This is a genomic window from Bacillus xiapuensis, from assembly GCF_002797355.1.
GTDB lineage: Bacteria > Bacillota > Bacilli > Bacillales > Domibacillaceae > Bacillus_CE > Bacillus_CE xiapuensis.
On the sequence record NZ_KZ454940.1, the window covers coordinates 64,611 to 82,308 of the forward strand.

Here is a 17,698-nt window from a genome sequence, read left to right on the forward strand (position 1 = left end):
TTCAATGCTGCCACCGCCAACAGAAGACCGGAAAGTCTCCCCTTATTTTATTTTCTATATCATTGTTTCTATGCAAATTGGCATGGGCATTCTCGGCTTTCAGCGCTATATCGCCAAGTCAGCCGGACACGATGCGTGGATTTCGATCATAGTTGCCGGACTGTCCCTGCACTTCGTTATGTGGATGGCCTATCAAATATTAAATAAAGGAAACAACGATATCACCGTCATTCATAAAGAATTATTTGGAAAGTGGCTCGGCGGTCTTTTCAGTGCAGCTTTAATTATCTACCTGGTGATTCTTCTCATGACTGTCTGCCGTTCCTATATCGAAATTATTCAGATATGGATATTTCCTCAGCTGGAAACGTGGTATATGGCGCTTATCCTTTTAGTGCTGATTTACATCTACGTTACCAGCGGCTTCCGGGTTATTGTCGGGCTTTGCTTTCTGACCTTTCTCTTTACATTTCCGCTGTTTTTAATGTACGGGTTTCCTTTAAAAGAAGCGAAATTTTCTTATTTACTGCCGGTGATGGATCATTCCGTCTCTGAAATACTGGCGGGTGCAAAGACCATGGCCTTTAATTACGCCGGATTCGAAACGCTTTTCTTTCTGTATCCATTTATTAAAAATGCCCCCAGCTCCCATAAGTGGGCACAATACGGGGTAGCGTACAGCACCTTGACCTATATGATCACGGCGATTGTTACCTTCTTATATTTCAGTCACGGACAATTGATTCATACGATTTGGGCGACGTTAACTTTGTGGAAAATCGTCGATTTTCCTTTCATTGAGAGATTTGAATACGCGGGAATTGCTCTCTGGCTTTTTGTCATCCTCCCTAATCTCTGCTTATATACCTGGGGAGCTACAAGAGGAATGAAACAATTATTCGGCATCAAACAAAAAAAAGGACTCGTTCTCCTTCTCATTCTGACTTTTATCATTATGGTTCTCCTGACCGATCGCCAGACGATTAATCAAGTCACGACATGGACCGGTACCATCAGCTTATATATATTCTATGCTTATATTCCGTTTCTTTTCGTTTTCCAAAAAATCCGTATAAGAATGAGGAAGTCGCTATGAAGAATTTTTGGATTGGACTCCTATTCGCTCTCATCTTGATATTTAATTACCAGCTGACGCCATCCATATTGGAAGACACACAGCATATTTCCGCTATTGGCTATGACCATGCAGGAGATCACCGCGTAAAAGCCACCGCAGCTGTGCCTTTTTATCCGGCCGGTGAAAATGTGAATCCGATTAACGTCTCCTATACCGTTGAAGGCCATACAAGTAAAAGCGTGAGACAATTGTTTCAGACAGAGGCGCAAAAGGAAATAGAAGCTGGACGCATAAACAGTGTAGTGATCAACCGAAAGTTGGCGAAGGAAGGCATTCTGCATATTGTCGATTCTTTCAGCCGTGATCCTTTTATCGGCAGAGATGTTCACCTTGCCATCATCAAAGACACATCTGAGGAAATTCTGAAATATAAGTATCCCAACGCTGTTCTATCTTCGCGTTATCTCGATGATTTGCTGGATCAGGGACTGCAGGACATCATCCCTAAAACGAACCTTCATTCTTTCCTTTCGCAGTATGACGGAATGGGACAGGATCCGTTTCTTCCTTTGTTAGATTTGCGTGAAGAGCATATTCACTTTGAAGGGCTCGCTTTATTTAAGAATGATCAGTATGTCGATTCTATTTCTTACAAAGAAAGCTATTTATTTAAACTCCTGTACGAGAAATCACGGGAGGGCTTATACAATATTCGGATGGATGATGGAAGTTATCTGACGATTGAAAACGTTAGAACAAAAGTGAAGTACAATGTGCATGGCACGAAAAAACAACCAAAAGTGGAAATTCGCTTATCACTCTTGGGAGAAATTAAAGATGCCTCCGGTAAATCTCTTCATCAAAAGGAAAGAATGAAGAAAGTGGAAGAACAATGGAGGAAAGAAACGAAAAAAAATGCAGAAAAATTAGTTCAGAAATTTCAGGAGCTAAAAATCGATCCTTTAGGAATCGGAGAAAAGGTCAGAAGCCGTCAGCGGCAGTTCAGGATGGCAGAATGGGAAAGTCTCTACCCCACTGTTCCAATCAGCATAAGTGTGAAGGTGAGGACGATCGATACCGGTATTGTTGAGTAGAGTCTTTCTTTTCCGATTGTCCAGAAAAGGCACATCTTTTCCATTCGAATGGCATGATTGACAAATCGAAGCAAAGACATCCCCGCCGCTCAAAAGAAGAAAAAAGGGTAGCGTCGCAATATCCTGCTGCAGCGCCTTTGTCACCTGCATCGTGCTGGCCCGAACGAATCAGATCGCCCGCTTAGACTGTTTGGGCTCCGCTCCATTTTTGAAATGGGAGTTCTCCGGCAGTTTAAGAAGAGATCAAGAATCTTGATGACGGTTGCTTCTGCAAGCTTTTTATCTCGCTTAGAGCAAAGCAGCCTTAGCCAATGCATCAGCAAAGGCTAAAGCTGCTTTTTATTTGGCAATGTTGAAATTGCTGCTTTATTAAAATCCTAAAGAAATGTATTTAATCTCCAAAAATTCCTCAATGCCGTAATGACCGCCTTCACGACCAAGACCGCTTTCTTTATAACCGCCGAACGGAGCCTGAGCCACAGACGGCAAGCCGTCATTTAAGCCAATAATGCCGTATTCTAATCCTTCGGCGATTTCAACGGCTTCTGAAATATTCTCGCTAAATACATAGGCGGCTAGACCGTATGGTGAACGATTGGCGCGTTCAATGACTTCTTCATTTGTTTGGTAAGTGGTCACCGGGGCCAATGGGCCGAAAGTTTCCTCGTTCATGCACATCATATCATCTGTGACACGGGTTAATACGGTCGGCTCGACAAAATAACCTTTCTGATCTTTTGCCTGGTGGCCGCCGATGAGAATTTCGGCCCCTTTTTGCTTGGCATCCTCAAGCTGGCTGATGACCTTTGCCACCGCTTGCTCATCAATCAGCGGGCCGACGGTGATGCCTTCCTCCAAACCATTGCCCATTTTAAGTTTGCCCACTTCTGTTCGAAAGGCTTCAGCAAACTCAGCTTCCATTGATTCATGAACATAAATGCGATTGGCGCAGACGCATGTTTGGCCGGCGTTGCGGAACTTGGAGGCGATCAGGTTCTGCGCCGCTTTTTCAATATTGGCGTGAGCGGTGACGATAAACGGAGCATGCCCGCCCAGTTCGAAGGAGACTTTCTTCATCGTATCAGCTGCGCCGCGCATTAATAGTTTCCCAACTTCAGTGGAGCCCGTGAAAGAAATTTTGCGCACTCGGCCATCTTTCAGCCACGCTTCGCCAATGGCTTGCGCATCTCCCGTCACCAAGTTCAACACCCCTTTTGGAATGCCGGCTTCCTCCGCCAGCTCCATAAGCCGAATCGCTGTTAAGGGCGTTTGTTCTGCTGGCTTAATCACTGCTGTGCAGCCTGCTGCTAAAGCCGGCGCTACTTTTCTCGTAATCATTGCGGCAGGAAAATTCCAAGGAGTTATCGCTGCTATTACACCCACCGGCTCTTTTTGCACAAACAGCCGTTTACGCGGATGAGAGGATGGAATTGTCTCCCCGTAAATCCGTTTCCCTTCCTCTGCATACCAAGAAATGAAACTGTTGGCGTAGCTAACTTCACCGATTGCTTCCGGCAGCGGCTTTCCTTGCTCTTCCGTCATAATCCTGCCAATTTCTTCTTTATTTTCATCAATTAAGCGGTACCACTCATTTAAATAAGCCGCACGTTCGCCAGCTGTCAGCTTTGACCATTGCTTAAAGGCAACGTAAGCGGCATCCGCTGCCTGCTCGGCTTCCTCTTTTCCGCCCTCCGGCACAGCTGCAATCACTTCGTTAAGTGCTGGATTGACTACTTCAATTTTCTTTTCGGTATCTACCCATGCGCCGTTAATATACATTTTCCAATTCTTCATGCTCATTTTCCTCCTTTATACTTGTCTGATTCCACATCTCGTATCGATTTCGCTGCATTTGCACAAAGAAGAACAAGCCCATCCCCATCCATCCGGCGATCATTAACCATTCATGCGGCCACAGGAGCGCAGCGGGCATGCCGGGCATATATAAAGCAATAAAGCAGATGCTAAGCGCGATCGCCATATAGCCTGCTGTATTCCTTTTCCCTGCACGAAACGGACGAACCATTTCGGGCTCCTTTCTACGCAGCCGGACAAATGCCAAAGCGACTAAAAAATAGGCGGAGACGATTCCAAGTCCGCCGGCATTAACGATCCACTGAAGCGCCGGTCGGCCTAACAAAGGAGAGAGCGCGGCGATTGTGCCAAGGAAGAGAATCGCATTAGAAGGAGTTTTAAATCTCGGATGGAGCCGTCCAAACCACGGGGGCAGCATTCCATTTTGCGTCATCGTATACAGCACTCGGCTGCCGCCGATAATAAAGGCGTTCCAGCTTGTGACAATTCCGCAAATCCCGCCCAATATTAAGATTTTTGCGAAAACTTCTGATCCAAAAACAGCGGCCATCGCATCGGCTGTCGCTAATTGAGATACAGCCAGAGCTTCTTTATCCAATGCTAATGATACACCAAAAGCAATCGCTAAGTAAAAAACAACGGCACAGCTAACAGAGAGAATCACTATTTTCCCTATATCTCTAAATGGAATATGGGCTTCGCGAGCCACTTGAGGAATAACATCAAATCCAACAAACAGAAAGGGGATCATGATTAAGACGGCCATTATTCCAGCCGCCCCATCGGCAAAAAACGGCTGCAAGTTCCGCGGGTCCCCATTTACAGCTGAACCGAAAATCAGCATAAGTCCAATGAGAATAATCGCACTGGTCAGCACCACCTGCGCAATAGCCGCTTCCTTAATGCCAACAAAGTTGATCAAGGTCAGCAAAACAGCTCCTGCTGTTCCAATCAGCACCCAGTTAATATAAACATCCCAGCCGGCAATGGTCCATAAATAGCCTGCTTGATAATTAGGGATAAGATATTCTATTACGGTCGGCAAAGCCACCGCTTCAAATGCAACGACCGACACATATCCCAGCGTCAATGCCCAGGAGGCAATAAAGGAGGCTTTTCTGCCCAGCCCGCGGCTGACATGGTGATTGATTCCCCCTGAGGGCATGGCAGCAGAAAGCTCTGCATAGGTTAAGCCAACAAAGATGACGAGCAAGCCGCCAACAATAAAGGCAATCAAGGAGCCGATTGAGCCGGCCTGCACAATCCAATTGCCCGAAAGAACTACCCATCCCCAGCCGAGCATGGCGCCCATTGCTAAAAATAAGACATCGATTTTAGATAAAACTTTTTTCACCTCGCGGCTTTTTGTCTCCATCTCCTTCAGTCCCCTCAATATATTTTCGAACTTTCCTCGCTGCTGAGGATTGACTGATGCCAAGAGCTTTGGCGACTTTGTAGGTGGATGAAAATTGTCCATAAGCCTGAACGATCATTTTCCGCTCAACTTCTTCTACCATTTTCGGAAGGGTCTTCCCTGCTGTTTCGGAAAGCTCCTGCGGAAACATCTCCAGCGGCAAATCATGAATGGTAACGATTTCATCACTGGTCACAACTAATCTTTCCACCATGTTTTCCAGCTCCCGGATATTTCCTGCCCACTCGTGGTGTAAAAAAGCGTGGAGAACCTGTGGAGAAAAACGGATTTGGCTGTTGTATTGCTGATTGAAATAATCGAGAAAATGATAGGTTAACGGAATGATATCTTCCTTCCGCTCCCGCAGAGGCGGAATATGAATGGGAATGACATTCAGCCGGTAATATAAATCCCGGCGAAAGCTCCCCTGCTCCGCCATTTTTTTCAGATCTTTATTCGTCGCGGCAATGATTCTTACATCCAGTGAGATCGGCCTTGCCGCTCCTACAGGCCGGATTGTCTTTTCCTGAAGGACGTGCAGCAGCTTTCCCTGCACGGCTAGCGGCAATTCCCCGACCTCGTCTAAGAATAGCGTGCCGTTATGGGATAATTCGATCAGGCCCTTTTTTCCTTCACGAAACGCTCCGGTAAACGTGCCGCCTTCATAGCCAAATAGCTCAGATTCAACTAATTGTTCAGGAAGCGCCGCACAATTGATTTCGTTCAGCACTCCATTCCTCCTGTTGCTCAGCTGATGAATTGAGCGGACAATTCTGCTTTTTCCAACCCCTGTTTCTCCCAGCAGCAGAACAGTCGAATTGACTTTCGAAATTTTTCTGACGAGCGTCATGACTTTCCCCATTTGTTTGCTTTTGGAAATGAGACCGTCTAATTCATGCGGTTCATTCACTTCTTTTTTATACGTGGCCAGCTGACCCTCCAGCTCTTCCAGCTTATTTCTCAGCTGCATAATTTCCGTTAAATCACGCGAATAGCTGATGACGCTCTTTAAAGACCCGTCTGGATTAAATACCGGTTTCGTACGCACATGGAAATAGCGGCCGTTATTCGTCACCTGAAACAATTCCATCGGCTGCTTGCTTTCAATGACCTTTAAGGTAGCAGAAGGATAGAAAAGACCCATCTTTTCCAAGTCCTGTACGTGCTTGCCCACCAGATCCCCTGCTTCAGGATAATTGTTTTGGCAGGTTGAATTCACTCGAATGATGACTCCTTCCGCATCCGTCATCAGAATTTCATCGAAAGACGATTCAAAAATATCAAATAATTCGTCACGCACTAAATCCTGATTCCTCATCATAATCAGCTACCTCCCGATCGTCTTTCCCTTCATTATAACAAAAAAGGTTTTTCAGGAGATTAGCTGCTTCCTTAAGCCTGTACAGATAATTGGGATACAGCTGCTTCGAAAGCGTCGTCTAAAATAGCCAATCCTTCTGCTACTTGTTCATCGGTGATCACAAGCGGCATTAAGAAGCGCAGAACATTGCCATAAGCGCCCGCACTAATAACTAGCAGCCCGCGGTTATTCGCTTCGACAATAATGGCATTCGTTAGTTCTTTATACGGTTGCTTCGTTTGGCGATCCTTGACAATTTCTATTGCCACCATTGAGCCGAGGCCCCGGATATCGCCAATTTCCTGATGCTTCTCGGCTAATTGGCGAAAATGTTCCGCCACCCATTTTCCCAGCTCTTCTCCGCGCTCGTTCAAGCGCTCTTCTTTCATAATATCGATCACCGCTAAAGCTGCCGCACATCCAAGCGGGCTTCCAGAATATGTTCCACCCAGTTCTCCAGCATTGGCGACCTCCATTATTTCTTTGCGCCCTACGACCGCGCTAATCGGCACACCGGCAGCCATTGATTTAGACACGGTCATTAAATCTGGCTCAATGCCAAAATGTTCAATTGCAAATTGTTTGCCTGTCCGACCAAATCCCGTTTGAATTTCATCCGCAATAAATACAATGCCATGCTGCCGGCAAATGTCATACACCGCTTGAATAAAGCGCTTAGGAGCTGGAATGAAACCGCCTTCTCCTTGCACCGGCTCGATAATGGCCGCCGCAATCCCTTCAGGCGCCACATCATTGACGAAGAAGTCTTTGAATTGATCTATGATCATATCGATATACTGTTCTTCCGTTACGCCATCAGGACGGCGGTATGTGTACGGAAACGGCGCTTTATATACTTCTGGTGCAAACGGTCCAAACTCGAATTTATAAGGCTTCACTTTACTGGTCATCGTCATCGTGAGTAAAGTGCGTCCATGATAAGCGCGGGAGAAGGAAATAACTCCGCTGCGCTTTGTATATTTGCGCGCAATTTTCACCGCGTTTTCAACGGCTTCTGCCCCGCTGTTTAATAGGATAGCTTGTTTAGCATGTTTTCCCGGCACAAGTTCGGCTAACTTCTCACAAAGCTCAATATACGGTTCATACATCATGACATTGAACCCCGGATGAATATATTGGTCAATTTGTTTATGCAGCGCTTCAACTACTTTCGGATGGCAGTGGCCGACATTCATCGTACCGATTGCTCCAACGAAGTCGATAAAGGTATTGCCGTCTACATCGGTGATTAAAGCGCCCTCTGCTTTTTCCGCAAATGTCGGAACGCCATTGGACACACCTTTGACGACAGCCGCTTGTCTTCTTTCTAATAATTTCTTCGCTTTTTCTCCCGGCAGGCTTCCTGTAACTTTCGCAAATTTTCTAGTCATGTTCATTCCCCTTCTTCCCCAAAGTATTTGCATAACAAATAATGCAAATACTGTGCCAATTCAGAAAACGTGATAAAAATCACACTAAACATCATCGATCTAAAGCTTTCTTAAGTCAAAATTGACTTGATTAAGTCAATTTTGACTTAAGAAAGTTAAAAAGAAGAGCAGGCAGCGCCTACTCTTCTGGAATGAGTTCAGCTCGATAGCCGTACTTCTCCATTTCCCTATATATCACTTTTAACTTTGGGTTTCCTTCCCCAACGATCCTGCCTTCAAGAAGCACAACCGGATAAAACAGCTCTTCTTCAATGACGCGCTTGGCAAAGCTTTTTTTCTCTTCATCTTCAGGCGGCGCAAAAATATCCACATAGCTAATCAGAAACGGCTGCTTCGGAAACTTTCTGGAGATAGCTGCTTCCAGCCACTCATATGTCTCTTTTGAAGAAGGCAAATTCACACAGCTGGGACAAAGCTGCTCCGTACCGTAGACAATAATCTCAACTTGTTTGTTCATTCTCTCCCCCACTTTGCAACTCTTTCTCCTTATTGTATCGAAAATTAAACGGATCCGATATAGAAAGATGGCCATGTTGAGAATGTATATCCCGCATGTAAGTTGCCGTTCGTTCAAGCCTGCACGAAGCAGGTGATATAGACGCTGCCATATTAGCCATTATGCTTCTATTCAGCTGCGGGGGTGAACGAAAATCCCGACTGTTTGATCGTTCACTTGATTAATCATGGATTTTTTTATTTATAGTCATTATAATAGGAACAAGAAAGGAGTCGATATAAATGGCAGATCAGCAAATAGTTGAACAAGTAAAAGAAGTCTTAGATAAATTGCGCCCGTTTTTACTTCGCGACGGCGGAGATTGTGAACTTGTAGATGTGGAGGATGGCATCGTTAAGCTGCGCTTGCTCGGCGCTTGCGGCAGCTGCCCAAGCTCCACCATCACATTAAAAGCCGGCATTGAACGCGCTCTGCTTGAAGAAGTTCCTGGCGTTGTTGAAGTAGAACAGGTATTCTAAAGAATTATGCTCGTCTCGTTGAAGCGCACCCCGGAAGTTAGAGTCAAAACCTGGCTTTCGGGGTGTTTTATTATGGAGATTAGAGCTGCGCTTAAAAGCTGGCGGCTGAATAGAAGAATCTGAATGCCCTCCCCGGGTACAAATGGCTCAACGATTCAAACTGCTCAGAAAAAAGGCCCGAGCATAAGACCGCTCCGGCACAGCTTACGATCGAAAGCTCAAAAGATCTTTATTGACTAGCGTTTTCGGAGGACGTCCGTCAAAGATGGCATCAAGGTTATCGCAGCACACTTCCATCATCGCCAGGCGTGTTTCTTTCGTAGCGCTGCCAATATGCGGAAGCGCCACGATGTTGTCCAAGGCTAGGAGCGGATGATTGGCAGCGATCGGTTCCTGTTCGAATACATCCAATCCGGCGGCTGCGATCTCTCCCGCCTGCAGCGCCTCTAGCAGGGCCCGTTCATTAATGATCGGTCCGCGGCTGGCGTTGATGAAGATGGCGTCTTTTTTCATTTTTTGAAAATGCTCGCGCTGGAATAGGCCTTTTGTTTGCTCAGTTAGCGGAGCCAAGCAGATAACGAAGTCCGCTTGTTCCAGCAATTCATCAAAGGTGCAGTAGCGGGCGCCCAGCATTTCTTCAGCCACTTCATGACGGCTGCGATTATGATAAATGATATCCATATCAAAGCCAGCAGCTCGTTTGGCTACGGCGGTTCCAATCTTGCCCATGCCGACAATACCGATCGTTTTATGATGCACATCCACCCCGACTAACTGCATCGGAGACCAGCTTTTCCACTGATTCTGTTTAACAAAATCCGCCGCCTCAATCATCCGGCGAGCGGTGGCCAAAAGCAGAGCAAACGTTAGATCGGCCGTCGTGTCAGTCAAGACATCCGGCGTATTGCAAACCGCAATTTGATGCCGGCTCGCTGCAGCCAAATCAATATTGTCATAGCCAACCGCCATGTTTGCCGCCACCCTTAACTGAGTAGCATGGGAAAACAGCTCCTCGTCAAGCTTGTCTGAAATAACGGATATCAGGGCATCGGCCGTTTTCACCTTTTCCAGCAGCAGCTTTCTCGGCACTGGAATCTCCTCTTCGGGCCATATTTCAACTTCATACCTTTTCCTTAATCGTGAAATGATTATATCCGGCAATTTTCTAGTGACATACACATACGGTTTCACTATTCCACCTTCTTTCCGCATCCCTTTGCACTTCCATATTACCACAGCTTTCCTTACTTTAACCAAGCGATCTCAGGAATTTGCATGGCGCTCACCCGCACGCCCGCCCTTTCGTAAAAGGACGCTAAAAACTGTTCATATTCCCGCGAGTGCTTGATATACTTTTTCAACTCTTCCTCTTTTTCTTTTTTGACATGGAGAGAAGAAGTCGAAGCGTGAATCGCCGCACAGTCAAAATAATGCTGAGGAAACAGCAGACGGGCATAGATCATGCGCCAGGAAAACGCGGAGAATGGCTCCGCTTGCTGATATTCGTGTAGAAAGCTTTCAAAACGGGAACGATAAAGAAGAGTGCCTTCCCAATAAGAAGAACGCAGCCATTCGGACACATCCCGTACGCGATGATCATACGCCCAGTCGAACGGATTCCGCATTATCGGAGCCTTCTCCCAAACCTGAGGACGAAAGGATTTATGGCAAATTGTACCATAATCACTGGACTCTGGGCGTGCATCCATTTCCGTATCAGCCACATATTGAATAGCATTTTCTGCCATGCCCATATAATAAGGGTAGCTTTCAATTACTAAAGAAGCAAACGGTTCATCAGGCTGTTTTTCCATCATCTTGCTCACCGATTTTTCTAATGTCTCAAGCTGCTTCTCCCATATGTTCTTCCACTGGGCGAATTCACTCGCTTTCTTTATTTCAAGAGGAAGTGTTTTTCCCCTGCTGTGAAATTTGAACAGGCTGGAAGCGGAGAAAGAGTAGCGGGATGTCCGCGGCTTACTGACGAGAACGGCGTAATCCTTCTCTTCTTCCGTCACTAGGAAGTGGCCGCCCGCTGCCGGCACGAAAGCGGCTACTTTGCGGTCTCCCTGCCGAATGATATGCTGTGACATCTGGTGCAGCTCGTATAAATATTGCGGTTCTTTGTTCGTTACATCGACAATAGTATAAAGTAATCCCTCACTTTCATAATGCATGCCTTGCGAGGAACGGACTCCTCTGTCCGTCTGAATATGAAACCGCCGCTCTAGCAATTCCTTTCCATCCATCCTGCACCCCTCCTTTTAGTTTAGATGGCGGGTTGACGCGGAAATCGGTGCCTAGCATTTTGTGAAATGAAGGATATTCACTTCTTAATCTGGAATTATAAGACTGCGGGAATATCTGTTACTAACATATTAGAGAAAAAGGTGATTATATGACTGTCAATAAAAAACAAGTAATGAGCATGTCAGAAAAAACAGCGCGGCGCTGGCTGAAAGAGAGGGGCGTAACGATGGAGGACATCGCCGAGCTGGTGCTGTTTTTGCAAAAGAAATATTATCCCGATTTAACGCTCGATGAATGCAAGGAGAATATTGAACATGTGCTGAGAAAACGCGAGGTGCAAAATGCCATTATAACCGGCATTCAGCTAGATATGCTAGCGGAAAAAGGATTGCTAGATGACCCGCTGCAATCTATCATCGCCACAGATGAAAGCCTATATGGCATTGATGAGACGCTGGCTTTGGCCATCATCAACGTTTACGGCTCCATCGGCTTCACGAACTACGGATATATCGATAAAGAGAAGCCTGGCATTTTGCAATATTTAAATGATAAATCTCATGGGAAAGTTCATACCTTCCTTGATGATATCGTCGGTGCCATTGCCGCAGCAGCTTCAAGCCGGCTAGCTCACCGAGCCGCTAATACGGAGTAAAGGCAAAAAGGCTGTTCCCGGTTAATGGTTCGGGAACAGCCTTTTCGAGATTTTCCTTTTAGAGCAGCCATTCGTCAAGCGTGCGGACGGTGTAGGTCGGCTGCACCTTGACTTTTTGCAAGTGCTCAGCTTGAGTAACACCTGTATGTACAAGCAGCGTGTCCATTCCCGCTCGAATGCCTGCCAAAATGTCGGTATCATAATTGTCGCCCACCATGAGCGTTTCTTCTTTTTTCGTACCAAGCACTTTAAGAGCCTGTTCCATAATAACGGATTCCGGCTTGCCGATGAAAATCGGTTCCGTACCCGTTGAAACAGACACGACAGCTGTGATGGAGCCGTTTCCTGGCAATAAGCCTCTTTCCGTCGGGATAGCAACATCGCCATTGGTGGATATAAATATCGCCCCGTTGCGCACAGCTAAACAAGCAGTCGCCAGCTTCTCATAATTGATGTTTCGGTCAATCCCCACGACGACAAAATCCGAATTCTCATGATCGACAACTGCATGCCCTCTTTGGGTCAAAGCAGAGCGGATGCCCTCTTCGCCGATCACATACACAGAGGCCTTTTCTTTCCTCTCTGCAATGAAATTAGCGGTCGCCATCGACGTCGTAAACACCTGTTCTGGCGTTGCCGGGATATCGAATTTCATCAATTTCTCCGCTACTTGCTCGGGCGTGCGGGAAGAATTATTGGTCACAAATAAATAAGGGATTTTATGAGCAATTAACCGCGTGATAAAGTCCCCCGCTTGTTCAATTTTCTCCGTTCCCCGGTACATCGTTCCATCTAAATCAATTAAATATCCTTTGTATTCCTTCACGAATGCTCACCTCCGTTATATGTAAAAAAACACCTCGTAATTGAGCAATAGCCTGCCAGCTGCCCCAAAAAACACTTTCCTCTAAAGAAAGTGCAGAAGATTAAGGTATAAAGGCTGAAACCGGTCCCAATTCATCAGTCAAATACGCTCTTACCTTTTCCGGAAAACGCTGCAAAGAAGTGAAATGTTGGCGGAATAATCGTTCCACTTCTTTATGCTCAATATTCTTATATTGCTGAATAATCATTTTTCGCAGGCTCACGATCTCTTTAAGCGAAGCCGTCATCTCATGGGAAATAACGTTCTCATCATCCAGGATGGTGATAATATCCTCATAGCTGCCCGGATCTCTCATAATGAATCCGTCAATCATCGCGTTGCCTACATCCAGCATAGATTCAATAACTGTATGGGCAATGCGTTCCAACGCCGCCTGCTCCAGCGCTGTTTCAAAGTTTGACTGTTGCGCAAACAAAGACAGCTGTTCTTCCATAAATTTCAATGTCTCTTCGATCTTCTGACGATCCACGAAATACACAGCGAGCACCCTTCCATTGCTTTCTTTTTCTTCCTTTCCATTTTACCATGAATCCTTTGAGAAAACATACCTGCCGAACGCAGGCAAACATGATACAATCATGAAAAATGAACAGGAGGAAAAACCGTGACTGAAAGATTTTTTCTTTATGATGATACGGAACAAACGAAAACGAGATTTGTCAGCTTTATGGGGGAGCATCAGCGTTACGATCTCGCTCTCATACAGACGGAAAGGTATTACGGGAAACGGCTGGTGCTCGACATCCAAGGCGGACGTTTTGCCATTATCGGCCATGATGATTTAGAAGAACCGGGCTATGTGGAGGAGGCCTTCAAGATGCCCGCAGAGGAAGCGGAAGAATTGCGCGCCTTTCTTTATGAAGTCCTGTAGGCATAAAACCGGCACAGCCGGATATCCTAAAAGAAACTTGCTTGGGAGGTGCCCGATATGACGTGGAGCGATCACAGAGAAAAGGATGAGCCGTACAGCGATTTTTCAAACGTGGAAGCGAGCCGCAACTATTTAGTGCCAGAACAAATGCCGGAAGGTCCTTATGGATCGCCGCGCAATAAAGATGAGCCCGTTGAAAATAAATCGACACCTTGGAGAAAGGGCCAGCGGTATTACAGCGCCTTTAATTACGAGAATAAATCATTGCATCAGGATTTGCCTCGACAAATCGACGGGGCTCACCCGCCTCATGACAATCCCGATGAACGCCAGGAACCATCCGCTCAGGACATTCCGCCGAATACGTAAGAAAAAGGCTGACAGAAGAACAGATTCCGTCGCTATATTCAATAACAGGGAGCCTTTCTTGAATATAGCCTTTGGCGCGGCAATCTGGATTCTTTCATGTCAGCCTCTCTATTTATTCACTTTTTTTGCGACAAAATAGGCGCAGCCGAAATTGCAGTACTCATATAAATACTCCTTCACTGTGCTGATTTTGGAATCAAAGGCAGCCTTCGGATTTTTATCCTCATAAAACCCTTTCAGCCGGAGCTGGCCGTAGCCCCAATCCCCCACAATATAATCATACTTCGTTAAAATTTCACTGTACCGTTCACGAAACACCTCTTCATTAAACCCGTTGTTATGCTGGTCAATGATTTCATAGCAGTGATTATGAATACAAACCATAATGAGCCCTCCTTCCTTTTTCATTATAGCGGATCAGCCATTAATTACTAAGAAAAAAATTCACCCCCGCAGGGCAAGCTAGTTCTCGAGGGGGTGTAGTTTTGAAAAAATCATTATTAGCGGCAGGACTTGCGAGCTTCATGCTGTTAAGCGCTTGTAATTTAAACGATCAAAACCGGGCGGCCGAAGGATTATATAAAGAAAACGGCAACACCATTAACGTCCGCGACCGATCAGATCTTTATAATATGAATGGCGACCGGGATAACACCCGCAATATTATGACGGATAACCGCTCAGACGACAGGTTTGGTTATGTTCGCCAGCAAAAGAGCCCGATTCAAGGAGAAACCGTATCGTATGACAGTTTGTATACAATGGACCGCGAACGGACCGCTGATGCGATCAGTAAACTAAGCGCAGCTCTTCCAACGGTCAATGATAGCTCTGTGCTCGTGACAGACGAGGAAGTATTAATCGCTTATGATACTGACGCCAAAACGGCAAAAGAACGAAAAGAAGCAGCGGACCAAGTGAAAAGAACAGCCATGAGTGTAGTTCCACGCTGGTATAATGTGTATGTGACAGACGATACCGGCCTTCGCCGTGATATTGAAAACATCGCTCCAATGGGGACGAACGGCAAGGGCTCAGAAGATACGATCAAGCGCACCGTTGATTTAATGAAAAAAAGCTCCCCTCAAGGGTATACGATCTCTGACGGCAATACGAACAAGATGAAATAACTGGAGTCCGCATAACTTATAGACAGAAACCGCTTGCATACGCTGGCATGGCTACTGTACTTTTGTAAAGCGGAAAAAAGTGCCCGGCGCCTTTTCATGGCTGCTGGGCACTTTATTTCTATGCTCTAACTTCCCCTTGCTCCTGTTTCGCCTTAGCAGCAGAATTCACCTGCTCATCCGCATGATAAGAGGAACGTACGAGCGGCCCCGCTTCACAGTGGCTGAACCCTTTGGACATGGCGATTTCACGCAGTTCAGCAAACTCATCGGGATGATAATACTTTTGCACTTTCAAATGCTTTTTCGAAGGCTGCAAATACTGACCAATAGTTAGAATATCCACGTGATTGGCCCGCAGATCATCCATCGCTTCAATGATTTCTTCCTTTGTCTCACCAACGCCAATCATAATGCTGGATTTGGTCGGTATATCCGGCTGCATTTCTTTCGCGCGGCGCAAAAACTCAAGAGAACGCTCATATGTCGCACGCGCACGAACTCTCGGAGTCATGCGTCTGACCGTTTCAATATTGTGGTTTAAAATATCCGGACGAGCATCCATCAGCGTTTGCAGATTCTCTTCGACTCCTCCCATATCGGAAGGCAACACTTCAATTGATGTAAATGGATTTTTCCGGCGAATCGCCCGCACCGTCTCCGCGAATACCGCTGCGCCACCGTCTTTTAAATCATCGCGTGCCACCGCTGTCACCACAACGTGCTTTAAATTCATTAATTGGACAGAATCCGCCACTCGCTCTGGCTCTTTCCAATCAAGCTCCGTTGGAAGACCAGTTTTAACGGCACAGAAGCGGCAAGCGCGCGTGCAGATATCACCAAGGATCATAAAGGTAGCCGTACGGCGAACCGCCCAGCATTCATGAATATTCGGACATTTCGCTTCTTCACAAACCGTATGTAATTGTTTCTCACGCATCATTTTCTTCAGGCCGGTATAATTTTCATTCGTGTTCAGCTTTATTTTCAACCAATCCGGTTTACGTAAATATTCCTCTTTATTCCCCACTCTCTTCATCTCCAATCATTCTGTTATAGGCGAAAGAATTCTGCCGCTAAAACAGACCTTTTCGTAAGAATCTTGCTCTGATGTCACTTTATCACAGTACAATTGTTAACACAACCGATGGCGCTTTCATAAATTTCCTCAATTTAACATGAATGAAAAAAGCAAGTTTTCACAGAATAAACAGCAAAAGCTTAACTTGGGAGGGAGTATTGTTGCTCAAATTGGCTGTCCTGTTTTTCCTGTGCTTTCCCTTGCTGGCGGTTCCTGCCGCAGCAGAGGAAACGAACCGCGATCAGCAAATGTACCAGCAGCGCATGCAGCTGTTTAAAAAGATGGAGGCCGTCACTTCCATCCCTTGGTATTATTACGCCGGCATAGATCAATATGAAAGAAATTTGCGCTTCGTTCGCAAGGATTTACCCAAGCCCAAAGATGGCATCTCCATCTACATACCAAAAGAAAAATGGACAGGGCTATTGAATCCGAACAAGGAGGATACCAGCCCGCTTACTATCGCCGCCTTTCAAGGGATCGGAGCGGATGGCAATGGCGATGGTTTGGCCGAGCGGATGAACAGCGAAGATATAATAGCAGCGGTCGGCCGTTACCTGCTGTCTTACGGCACGGATCACGACAGCATTAAAATCGCTTTATGGCGCTATTATAAGCGTGATAAAGCCGTAAGTCTAATCATTGGAAACGCCAAAATGTACAAAGCTTTCAATAAGTTGGATTTACAGAAAAAGGTATTCCCACTGCCATCCAATTACAACTACACCTACAAAAACACCTGGGGGGCCGCCCGCGGCTGGGGGGGCAGACGAATCCACGAAGGAACGGATATCTTTGCCGACCACGGAGTTCCTGTGCGCTCGACCAGCTATGGAATTGTCGAAATGAAGGGCTGGAACCGATATGGAGGCTGGAGAATCGGCATCCGCGATATTAACAACACCTATCACTATTACGCCCATTTAAACGGCTTTGCCAAAGACTTAAAACTGGGCCAAACCGTTCAGCCAGGCACATTGATCGGCAGCGTCGGCAGCACCGGATACGGACCGCCCGGAACATCCGGAAAATTCCCGCCCCATCTTCATTTTGGAATGTACAAAGACAACGGCCGAACCGAATGGTCATTCGACCCCTACCCCCACCTAAAAAACTGGGAAAAATAGAAAAGCGGAAGGCGCTCGTTCAGCGGCGACCAGCTCAAGATCAGCTGACTGCAAGGTTGTTCTTGAACCTTGAAGACAGATGAGCTTGTGACCTCGAGCCGCTAGCGCCTGCAGCTGGATCACGAAAAGCGGAAGGTGCTCGTTC

General features: G+C 46.2%; 18 protein-coding genes and 1 pseudogene. 8 read left to right on the forward strand and 11 right to left on the reverse strand.

What is annotated here, in order from left to right:
- The first annotated feature begins 4 nt into the window (after window positions 1-4).
- The gene (locus tag CEF20_RS11925; protein ID WP_100332155.1) at window positions 5-1,096 is read left to right on the forward strand and encodes a GerAB/ArcD/ProY family transporter; all 1,092 of its coding nucleotides are present in this window, start codon (window positions 5-7) and stop codon (window positions 1,094-1,096) included.
- On the forward strand, window positions 1,093-2,172 hold the full coding sequence (locus CEF20_RS11930; RefSeq protein ID WP_157796271.1) for a Ger(x)C family spore germination protein: 1,080 nt from the start codon (window positions 1,093-1,095) through the stop codon (window positions 2,170-2,172). The genes CEF20_RS11925 and CEF20_RS11930 overlap by 4 nt, the downstream gene beginning before the upstream one ends.
- A gap of 369 nt (window positions 2,173-2,541) precedes the next feature.
- Here CEF20_RS11930 and CEF20_RS11935 read toward each other — a convergent pair whose 3' ends face one another.
- The 5 genes from CEF20_RS11935 to CEF20_RS11955 all read right to left on the reverse strand — a co-directional run bounded on the left by CEF20_RS11935 (window position 2,542) and on the right by CEF20_RS11955 (window position 8,669).
- Complete coding sequence (locus CEF20_RS11935) at window positions 2,542-3,951, reverse strand: NAD-dependent succinate-semialdehyde dehydrogenase (RefSeq protein WP_198508549.1); 1,410 nt, start codon at window positions 3,949-3,951, stop codon at window positions 2,542-2,544.
- Entirely contained in the window at window positions 3,941-5,362 is a 1,422-nt protein-coding gene (locus CEF20_RS11940) for an APC family permease (RefSeq protein ID WP_100332158.1), read from the reverse strand. Before CEF20_RS11940 ends, CEF20_RS11935 begins: the two co-directional genes overlap by 11 nt.
- Entirely contained in the window at window positions 5,322-6,722 is a 1,401-nt protein-coding gene (locus CEF20_RS11945; protein WP_100332159.1) for a sigma-54 interaction domain-containing protein, read from the reverse strand. The genes CEF20_RS11940 and CEF20_RS11945 overlap by 41 nt, the downstream gene beginning before the upstream one ends.
- Before the next feature lie 71 nt (window positions 6,723-6,793).
- Window positions 6,794-8,152 (reverse strand): 4-aminobutyrate--2-oxoglutarate transaminase, encoded by a 1,359-nt coding sequence (gabT, locus tag CEF20_RS11950; protein ID WP_100332160.1) that lies wholly within the window; start codon window positions 8,150-8,152, stop codon window positions 6,794-6,796.
- A 178-nt stretch (window positions 8,153-8,330) separates the two neighbouring features.
- Complete coding sequence (locus tag CEF20_RS11955) at window positions 8,331-8,669, reverse strand: YuzD family protein (protein ID WP_100332161.1); 339 nt, start codon at window positions 8,667-8,669, stop codon at window positions 8,331-8,333.
- A gap of 226 nt (window positions 8,670-8,895) precedes the next feature.
- Here CEF20_RS11955 and CEF20_RS11960 point away from each other — a divergent pair.
- Window positions 8,896-9,187 (forward strand): annotated as a pseudogene (locus tag CEF20_RS11960) (NifU family protein).
- A gap of 204 nt (window positions 9,188-9,391) precedes the next feature.
- On the opposite strand, the gene CEF20_RS11965 reads toward CEF20_RS11960, so the two are convergent.
- Window positions 9,392-10,381: a 2-hydroxyacid dehydrogenase gene (locus tag CEF20_RS11965; protein ID WP_100332854.1), complete on the reverse strand. Its 990-nt coding sequence runs from the start codon at window positions 10,379-10,381 to the stop codon at window positions 9,392-9,394.
- 50 nt (window positions 10,382-10,431) lie between these two features.
- Window positions 10,432-11,436: a spore coat putative kinase YutH gene (gene yutH / locus CEF20_RS11970; protein ID WP_100332163.1), complete on the reverse strand. Its 1,005-nt coding sequence runs from the start codon at window positions 11,434-11,436 to the stop codon at window positions 10,432-10,434.
- A gap of 149 nt (window positions 11,437-11,585) precedes the next feature.
- Between yutH and CEF20_RS11975 the strand changes: the two genes are divergently transcribed.
- Window positions 11,586-12,092, forward strand: coding sequence for a phosphatidylglycerophosphatase A family protein (locus tag CEF20_RS11975; RefSeq protein ID WP_100332164.1), 507 nt, complete (start codon window positions 11,586-11,588; stop codon window positions 12,090-12,092).
- Between the two features lie 58 nt (window positions 12,093-12,150).
- Here the strand turns inward: CEF20_RS11975 and CEF20_RS11980 are convergent, their stop codons facing one another.
- Window positions 12,151-12,918, reverse strand: coding sequence for a TIGR01457 family HAD-type hydrolase (locus CEF20_RS11980; RefSeq protein ID WP_100332165.1), 768 nt, complete (start codon window positions 12,916-12,918; stop codon window positions 12,151-12,153).
- Between the two features lie 100 nt (window positions 12,919-13,018).
- Complete coding sequence (gene hepT, locus CEF20_RS11985; RefSeq protein WP_100332166.1) at window positions 13,019-13,456, reverse strand: type VII toxin-antitoxin system HepT family RNase toxin; 438 nt, start codon at window positions 13,454-13,456, stop codon at window positions 13,019-13,021.
- 126 nt (window positions 13,457-13,582) lie between these two features.
- Between hepT and CEF20_RS11990 the strand changes: the two genes are divergently transcribed.
- Entirely contained in the window at window positions 13,583-13,849 is a 267-nt protein-coding gene (locus CEF20_RS11990; protein WP_100332167.1) for a DUF3055 domain-containing protein, read from the forward strand.
- Window positions 13,850-13,906: 57 nt separating this feature from the next.
- Window positions 13,907-14,218 carry a cytosolic protein gene (locus CEF20_RS11995; RefSeq protein WP_100332168.1) on the forward strand — a complete coding sequence of 104 codons (312 nt, stop codon included), beginning with the start codon at window positions 13,907-13,909 and terminating at the stop codon, window positions 14,216-14,218.
- A gap of 108 nt (window positions 14,219-14,326) precedes the next feature.
- Here CEF20_RS11995 and CEF20_RS12000 read toward each other — a convergent pair whose 3' ends face one another.
- Window positions 14,327-14,602 carry a YutD family protein gene (locus CEF20_RS12000; RefSeq protein WP_100332169.1) on the reverse strand — a complete coding sequence of 92 codons (276 nt, stop codon included), beginning with the start codon at window positions 14,600-14,602 and terminating at the stop codon, window positions 14,327-14,329.
- A 101-nt stretch (window positions 14,603-14,703) separates the two neighbouring features.
- On the opposite strand from CEF20_RS12000, the gene CEF20_RS12005 reads away from it, so the two are divergent.
- Window positions 14,704-15,348, forward strand: a complete 645-nt coding sequence (locus CEF20_RS12005) for a YhcN/YlaJ family sporulation lipoprotein (RefSeq protein ID WP_232713509.1) — start codon at window positions 14,704-14,706, stop codon at window positions 15,346-15,348.
- 118 nt (window positions 15,349-15,466) lie between these two features.
- Here the strand turns inward: CEF20_RS12005 and lipA are convergent, their stop codons facing one another.
- Window positions 15,467-16,384, reverse strand: coding sequence for a lipoyl synthase (lipA, locus tag CEF20_RS12010; protein WP_408607815.1), 918 nt, complete (start codon window positions 16,382-16,384; stop codon window positions 15,467-15,469).
- Between the two features lie 143 nt (window positions 16,385-16,527).
- Here lipA and CEF20_RS12015 point away from each other — a divergent pair, with 143 nt between their 5' ends.
- Window positions 16,528-17,553 carry a M23 family metallopeptidase gene (locus CEF20_RS12015; protein ID WP_100332171.1) on the forward strand — a complete coding sequence of 342 codons (1,026 nt, stop codon included), beginning with the start codon at window positions 16,528-16,530 and terminating at the stop codon, window positions 17,551-17,553.
- The last annotated feature ends 145 nt before the right edge of the window (window positions 17,554-17,698 follow it).